The 5,207-nt window shown below is 68.5% G+C and carries 4 protein-coding genes and 1 pseudogene; 4 read left to right on the top strand and 1 reads right to left on the bottom strand.

Annotation, left to right across the window (positions count from 1 at the left end; all coding sequences use genetic code 11):
• Positions 1-358: 358 nt before the first annotated feature.
• Complete coding sequence (locus AC2W7M_RS19375; protein ID WP_486134162.1) at positions 359-493, bottom strand: hypothetical protein; 135 nt, start codon at positions 491-493, stop codon at positions 359-361.
• Positions 494-1,358: 865 nt separating this feature from the next.
• Here AC2W7M_RS19375 and AC2W7M_RS19370 point away from each other — a divergent pair.
• The 4 genes and pseudogenes from AC2W7M_RS19370 to AC2W7M_RS19355 all read left to right on the top strand — a co-directional run.
• A complete protein-coding gene (locus tag AC2W7M_RS19370) occupies positions 1,359-2,291 on the top strand; it encodes a LysR family transcriptional regulator (RefSeq protein WP_486134161.1) in 933 nt (310 codons plus the stop codon).
• A gap of 264 nt (positions 2,292-2,555) precedes the next feature.
• Positions 2,556-3,053, top strand: a complete 498-nt coding sequence (locus AC2W7M_RS19365) for a formate dehydrogenase subunit gamma (protein ID WP_486134159.1) — start codon at positions 2,556-2,558, stop codon at positions 3,051-3,053.
• Positions 3,050-4,585 (top strand): annotated as a pseudogene (locus AC2W7M_RS19360) (formate dehydrogenase beta subunit); the annotation flags it as partial. The gene AC2W7M_RS19365 and the pseudogene AC2W7M_RS19360, both read left to right, overlap by 4 nt.
• Positions 4,586-4,644: 59 nt before the next feature.
• Positions 4,645-5,207 (top strand): tetratricopeptide repeat protein (locus AC2W7M_RS19355; RefSeq protein ID WP_486134164.1); only part of this gene is annotated, 563 nt, incomplete at its 3' end.

Here is a 5,207-nt window from a genome sequence, read left to right as displayed (position 1 = left end):
AGCAGCTCGGGATCGGCCACCAGCGCGATGGCGATCTCCCGCGCCGCCTGCTCGCCGATGGGCGAGGCGCGAGCGCGCCGGCCGCGGCGCGGCGCCCGACCGGCGGAGCCATTCCTGGCGGTTGAACTCGAAGGCACTCTCCTGCGCCCCAGCGCCGGCCGCCCACGCCGCGAACACCGCGGCGGCGATAAGGATTGTCCCGATATGGCCCATCCGCCCGGCCCCCCGACGATGCCGTTCGACGTGGGCTCCAAGCGCCCGCCTGAAGCCGCGCGCGCAGCAAACCACAACCTTGTGACGGTTGCACCTCGGGCGCTCTACCTAAAAGTACAATAGTACCGGCGCTACCCGCTGCACGTCAGGCCAAAGCCGAAACGTGGCTGGTGATGCCGGGCACGTGGACCGGCGGCGCGTGGTGTGGCGCGATGAGCAAAGCAATGGCCGGCGTCGCCATCAGGACGGCGGCGAACAGGCACGCCACGAGAGAGATCAAGACCGATCCATGAGCCAAGCTGGGCATGGCACAAACCTCTGCGACTCATATCCTCCAGATTCGGCCACCGCTCCGAATGGAGACGTAAATAAAAAGTTAACACGCCCCTTTGGTTCCCATGGTCGTGTTCACGGTTGCGCGATTGGACGCAAAGAAGGGCGGCACCCGCAGCTGCCGCCCCGCAAATATCCGCCGTCAGAAAACTCGGCCGCTCCTTAGCGGCGGCAGACCTGGACCCAGCGCCAGCCGCCATAGGGGCCACGCACCTTGGACCAGTAGCACCAGGGATAACGCGGCGCGCCCCAGCCCGCGGCGTACCCCGCACCACGACGGTGGCGCCCGGCTGCCAATAGCAGCGATAGGGGCCGCAGACCCAGCGCACGGGTTCGGCGGCCTCCGGAGCCGCCCCCAGGGCTGCGACCGCGGTTGCGGGAGAGAAGGGCGCGGCGCCGGCGGTGCCGGCGTGCGCGAACCCGAGAGCAAGAACAGCGGCACCCAGCGCCGCGCGGAAGTGGTTTCGTGACATGACGTCCTCTTCGCCAAGATATCGAGCTGATGGAGACCCCTTCACCGAAGCATCGCGCGCCCGCATCGCCGATCTTTCGGCAGAGCAAGTGCGCAACCAGATGATGGCGTTTTGGCGAGAAGCCTCACCCTGCGGCAAGCCGAGAATTGTAACGTTCTGAGACATCCGCGCCGACGCCCGGCAAATTCTCGTTGCCGCGGAACGCCCTGGCGGCAGGACACGCGCATCCGTTCCGGCGCGGGCCTTTCGTCGGCATGGTTGAGGCGCGGTTAACGCCATGCCGCGCTGCGGCGATGATCGCCAGTTGCGCGCCGGCGGCGAACGCCATGATATGCGGCGATGATCGACAAGCTCGAATACCTGATCGCCCTCGCCCGGGAACGCCACTTCGGCCGCGCCGCCGAAGCCTGCGGCGTGACCCAGCCGACCCTGTCCGCCGGGGTCAAGCAGCTGGAGGACACGCTGGGCGTGCTGCTGGTGCAGCGCGGATCGCGCTTCCTCGGCTTTACCCCCGAGGGGGAGCGCACGCTGGAATGGGCGCGCCGCATCGTCGCCGACCACCGGGCCATGCGGCAGGACATCGACGCGCTGAAGCGCGGCCTGTCCGGCCCGCTGCGCATCGCCGCCATCCCCACCGCCTTGCCCATGGTGGCGGCGCTCACCACGCCGTTCCGCGAGCGCCATCCGGACGTCCGCTTCACGGTCATCTCGCGGACCTCCATCGAGATCCTGAATCACCTGGAAAACCTGGAGATCGACGCCGGGCTCACCTATCTCGACAACGAGCCGCTCGGAAAGGTGAACACGGTGCCGCTCTACCGCGAGCGCTACCGCCTCGTGACTTCGGCCAGCGCGCGCTTCGGCGATCGCGAGCAGGTGAGCTGGGCGGAGGTGGCCGAGCTGCCGCTGGCGCTGCTGACCCCCGACATGCAGAACCGCCGCATCGTCGACAGCCTTCTCACCGCCGCCGGCGGGCCACCCAAGCCGACGCTCGAATCCAATTCCATGATCGTGCTGTTCACCCATGTGCGCACCGGCCACTGGGCGAGCGTGATGCCGGCGATGCTGGCGGATTCGCTGGGACTGACGACGCTGGTGCGCTCGATCCCCATCGTCGAGCCGGACATCTCCCATTCCATCGGCCTCGTGGTGCCGCACCGCGAGCCGACCACGCCGATCACCGCCGCGCTGGTGGCGGAGGCGCGCCGCATCGCCCCGAAGCTCGCCGCCTCCACGCTTACAGACCCCGCTATTGCTGCACTGCAGCAATAGCGGGTTACGGTATCATGATCCGATATGCATAGAGAATTGCGATTGAAATACCCAGAATGACCCTAAACTACCCAGAATGTCGCACCTCAAGTCCAATCCGCACGTGATTTCGGATCTCGCGCCGGGTCATTCTTGATAGAGATGTTCTATCGCAACATCCCACAGCTGGCTTGATCCCGCCTCCCGCTGTGCGATCCTCTTTTGAAACGATCACAAGAGGGGGCGGCGCATCGCGCGGCTCCCGGTTTCAAAAGGGTGGAAGCGATGGCGGTCCATGAACCGTGGAGCACCGAGCGCGCAGCGCAGGTCATTCAGGAGCACCGCCATCTGGATGGCGCGGCGATGCCGATGCTCCACGCGCTCCAGGACACCTTCGGCTTCGTTCCCGAGCCCGCGGTGCCGATGATTGCCGAGAGCCTCAATCTCTCCCGGGCCGAAGTGTGGGGCGTCGTCACCTTCTACCACGACTTCCGCCGCGAGCCGGCCGGCCGCCATGTGGTGAAGCTGTGCGCAGCGGAAGCCTGCCAGTCCATGGGCAGCACGGCGCTCGCCGCTTATGCGGAGGAGAAGCTCGGCGTCGCCATGGGCGAGACCTCGGCCGACGGCCGGGTGACGCTGGAGCCCATCTATTGCCTGGGCCTGTGCGCCTGCGCGCCCTCGGCGCTGGTGAACGGCCAGCTTCTCGGCCGCCTTGACGCGGCCGCCATCGATGAGATCGCGCACGACATCGCCCGCGACGGCGCGAAGGAGATGGCCCGGTGAACCGCCCCCGCATCTTCGTCCCCAACGACGCCACCGCCGTCGCCTGCGGCGCCGACCGTGTCTTCCGCAAGCTGGAAGCGGCCCTGGCCGCCCGCGGCGTCACCTACGAGGTCGTGCGCAACGGCTCGCGCGGGCTGTTCTGGCTGGAGCCGCTGATCGAGATCGAGACCCCGGCCGGCCGCGTCGGCTACGGGCCGGTGAAGCCGTCCGACGTGGAGGGCCTGCTGGAGGCCGGATTCCTGAACGGCGCGCCGCACCCGCTGTGCGTGGGCCTGGTGGAAGAAATCCCGTTCCTCAAGAAGCAGACGCGACTCACCTTCGCCCGCTGCGGCATCATCGATCCGCTCTCGCTCGACGACTACAAGGCCCATGGCGGCTACAAGGGCTTCGAGCGCGCCGTGGCGCTCGGCCCGGCGGCCACCGTGGAAGAGGTGTTCGAGAGCGGCCTGCGCGGCCGCGGCGGCGCGGGCTTTCCCACCGGCATCAAGTGGCGCACCGTCGCCGCTGCCCCGGCGGACCAGCGCTACATCGTCTGCAACGCCGACGAGGGCGACAGCGGCACCTTCGCCGACCGCCTGATCATGGAGGCGGACCCGTTCTGCCTGATCGAGGGCATGACCATCGCCGGCCTCGCGGTGGGCGCCACCAAGGGCTTCGTCTATTGCCGCTCGGAGTATCCGCTCTCCTACGCGGTCATGGAGCAGGCGATCGCCATCGCCCGCGCGGCGGGCCTGCTCGGCAAGAACATCGCCGGCTCGGGCGTCGACTTTGACATGGAGATGCGGCTCGGCGCCGGCGCCTATGTGTGCGGCGAGGAGACGGCGCTGCTGGACAGCCTGGAGGGCAAGCGCGGCGTGGTGCGCGCCAAGCCGCCGCTGCCCGCCCATAAGGGCCTGTTCGGCAAGCCCACCGTCATCAACAATTTGATCTCGCTCGCCACCGTGCCGGTGATCCTGGAAAAGGGCGGCACGTTCTACAAGGACTTCGGCATGGGCCGCTCGCGCGGCACCATGCCCATCCAGCTCGCCGGCAACATCAAGTATGGCGGCCTGTTCGAGACCGCGTTCGGCATCCCGCTCGGTGAGTTGGTCAACGACATCGGCGGCGGTACCGCCTCCGGGCGTCCGGTCCGGGCGGTGCAGGCGGGCGGGCCGCTCGGCGCCTATCTGCCCACCTCGCAGTTCGACACCCCCTTCGACTACGAGGCGTTCGCGGCCAAGGACGCGCTGATCGGCCATGGCGGCATCGTCGTGTTCGACGACACCGTGGACATGGCGCACATGGCGAAGTTCGCCATGGAATTCTGCGCCCATGAGAGCTGCGGCAAGTGCACGCCCTGCCGCATCGGCTCCACCCGCGGCGTCGAGACCCTGGAAAAGGTGATCGCCGGCGAGCGGCGCGAGGCCAATCTCGCCGTGCTGACCGACCTCTGCCAGACCATGAAGCTCGGCTCGCTCTGCGCGCTCGGCGGCTTCACCCCCTATCCGGTGCTGAGCGCCTCACCCACTTCCCGGGAAGACTTCGGCGCCGCCGCTCAGGCGTTCCGAGGACCCCGCCTGGCGCGCCGCAGCGCTCTACCGGTCCGGCGACTATGCGGCGCGGCGGAGGCTTCGCCCGCGCCCCCGGCGCCGACTACAATCGCGGCAACGCGCTGGCCCGCGCCGGCAAGCTGGAGGAGGCCATCGCCGCCTATGACAGGGCGCTGGAGGCCGACCCGAAGCACCAGGACGCCGCCTACAACCGCGAGCTCCTGCGCAAGCTGCTCGAAAAGGAAAAGGACGAGCAGCAGAAGCAGCAGGGTGGCGGCGGCCAAGGGGGCGGCCAGGGTGGCGGACAGGGCGGCGGCCAGGGCGGCGGCGGTCAGGACAAGAACAGCCAGCAGGGCCAGAACGACCAAAAGGACAAGAACAGCCAAGGCAAGGAAGGCCAGCCGAAGCCGGACCCGGCCAAGGACCCGCAGAAGCAGGGCGGCGACCGCAAGCCCCCGGACAGCGCCCAGGACAAGAAGACCGACGGCAAGGACCCGGACAAGAGGGAGCCCGGCAAGGACCAAGCGGACCAATCCCCGCCCAAGCCGGAGCCCCCCAAGCCCGAGCCGCAGAAGCCCGACCCGCAGAACGGCCAGAGCCGGCGAAACCCAGCCGCCCAAGCCGC

Source organism: Xanthobacter sp. BG11Y11_SDJG (genome assembly GCF_057364445.1).
This window is presented reverse-complemented; position numbering and strand designations above follow the sequence as displayed.

Excerpts from the sequence above, each read along its gene's own strand:
- AC2W7M_RS19365 (WP_486134159.1), top strand. The coding sequence starts at position 2,556 with ATGGCGGTCCATGAACCGTGGAGCACCGAGCGCGCAGCGCAGGTCATT.
- AC2W7M_RS19370 (WP_486134161.1), top strand. The coding sequence starts at position 1,359 with ATGATCGACAAGCTCGAATACCTGATCGCCCTCGCCCGGGAACGCCAC.